This is a genomic window from Acetobacter sp., from assembly GCF_047721705.1.
In the GTDB taxonomy this organism is placed as follows: Bacteria; Pseudomonadota; Alphaproteobacteria; order Acetobacterales; family Acetobacteraceae; genus Acetobacter.
The window spans coordinates 1-1473 of sequence record NZ_JBDNXK010000026.1 but is presented as its reverse complement, the minus strand read 5'-3'; the positions used below and the strand labels follow the sequence as shown (position 1 = coordinate 1473).

The following is a 1473-nucleotide window of genomic DNA, read 5'->3' as shown; positions in this document are numbered from 1 at the left end:
TGACGTTGATGGTTTCACCCATCCATCGCAGGCCGATGATGGCGCAAAGCATCGCCAGCGGGATCGAAGTCGCGATAATGACGGTTGAGCGCCATGAGCCAAGGAACAGAAGCACGACCAGCCCGGTAAGGCAGGCGGCAGTGCCCATTTCCTGCACAACGTCGCGGACAGATTCCTTCACGAAGGTCGAGGCGTCACTGATGATTTTGACGTCCACGCCCGGCGGTAGCGTTTTCACGATGCCGGGAAGGACTTTCTTCACACCAGCCACAACGTCCAGCGTCGAAGCGTCACCACTTTTCATGATGACAATGAGAACGCCCTGCTGCCCCTTCACCAGCACAAGGTTGGTTTGTGGAGGCCCCCCGGGATGCACCCATGCCACATCACGCAGATAGACGACGGAATTCCCCACCTGTTTGATGGGGAGGGCATTGAAGGTGTCGATATCACGCGGCGCGGCGTTGGTTTGCACCATCCAGTCGATACTGCCGATCTTCTGGTCACCGGCGGGCAGGACAATGTTCTGTTTGGACAGCGCGGCGGAAACATCGGCTGGCGAGAGCTTGTGCGCCTGAAGTTTGGTGGGATCGAGATCCACCATGATATTGCCGGGTTGACCACCATAGGGGTTTGGAATGGCGGTTCCGGGCACCGAAACGAGGGCAGGCCTCACCAGGTTGGAAGCCATGTCGTAAATCGCCGACGCGGTCATGTGCGTGGACGAGACCTGCAGGGTCAGCACCGGCACGGACGAGGCGTTGTAACTCAGCACAAGCGGCGGCGTTGAGCCGGTGGGCATCTGTTTGATGACTGTCTGGGAGACGGCGGTAATCTGCGTCTGCGCAGCGGCAGGATCGGTGCCGGGCTGGAAGAACACCTTGACGATGCCGCGTCCGTAATAGGACTGGCTCTCGATATGTTCGATATTGTTGACGGTCGCTGTCAGTGCGCGTTCGTAATAATAGATGACGCGCCCGGACATATCTTCCGGCATCAGGCCGGTATAGGTCCACGCAATGGCCACCACGGGAATGCGAATGCTGGGAAAGACGTCTGTCGGCGTCATAACGATGGCACGAATGCCATAGACAAGAATGAGTATCGACAGGACGACGAACGTATAAGGGCGCTTTAGCGCGATAACAACGATCTCGTTCATGCTGATCCCGTTCCGATCAGCATTGCTTCGAAGGTGTTGGTCATGATGATCCCTATCGCGCCCGGCAGTCAGCAGGTCCACTAAATTACGTTTTATAACCCGCGTTCAGGTTCATCCGTTTCGTAACGGGGCGAGGGATAGCAAGGCGGTGTTTCCTTGGTCCAGCCACCGAAAACGTTTGTCTAGAGATTGTCATAAAGCGGCCCGTTTTTTGTAAATGGGCTGGCTCAATAATTTCTGCGCTGCAACGTTTATGGTTCTCGACTGTTGCAAACTTTCAACATAATTGAATTAAACGCTTTGTTTTAGTG

1 protein-coding gene is annotated in these 1473 nt (G+C 55.5%); it reads right to left on the bottom strand.

Annotation, left to right across the window (positions count from 1 at the left end; all coding sequences use genetic code 11):
* The coding region (locus ABF824_RS06430; protein ID WP_415487217.1) for an efflux RND transporter permease subunit at positions 1 to 1162 on the bottom strand (1162 nt) is incomplete at its 3' end.
* Between the last annotated feature and the right edge of the window lie 311 nt (positions 1163 to 1473).